Below are 429 nucleotides of genomic sequence, written 5' to 3'. Positions count from 1 at the left end.
AATCGCTGCTGGATATTCTTGATCAGCCAGCGCGCTTCCTGGAGCTGCTGCTTGAGCGAACCGGCGCCCGGATCGCCCCGGCTGTTGCGCAGGATATTGGCGTACAGGTGGTTGATGCGCAGCTTCGGCACCACCTCGGGATTGAGCTCCGCGAGCCAGTTCTGGCCGCTCTTCCTGACCATGATGTCGGGCACCACGTAGTCCGCCTCGGTCTTGCCGTAGGCGGCGCCCGGGAAGGGCTCGAGCGAGCGGATCAGTGCATGGGCCTCGCGCAGCTCGTCGTCGTTGGCCTTCAACTGCTTGCGCAGCCGCGTGAAGTCGCGCGCGGCCAGCAATTCGAGATGCTGCGAGACGATGTCGAGCGACAGCGTGCGCGTGGGGGACGGATCAAGTCGCAACAATTGCAGGCGCAAGCATTCTGATGCGGAG

General features: G+C 64.1%; 1 protein-coding gene. It reads right to left on the bottom strand.

Annotation, left to right across the window (positions count from 1 at the left end; all coding sequences use genetic code 11):
- Positions 1-429 (bottom strand): RNA polymerase factor sigma-54 (locus tag HW466_RS31555; RefSeq protein WP_481968807.1); only part of this gene is annotated, 429 nt, incomplete at both ends.

It is taken from the genome of Burkholderia territorii (assembly GCF_902833055.1).
Lineage (GTDB): Bacteria > Pseudomonadota > Gammaproteobacteria > Burkholderiales > Burkholderiaceae > Burkholderia > Burkholderia territorii.
This window is presented reverse-complemented; position numbering and strand designations above follow the sequence as displayed.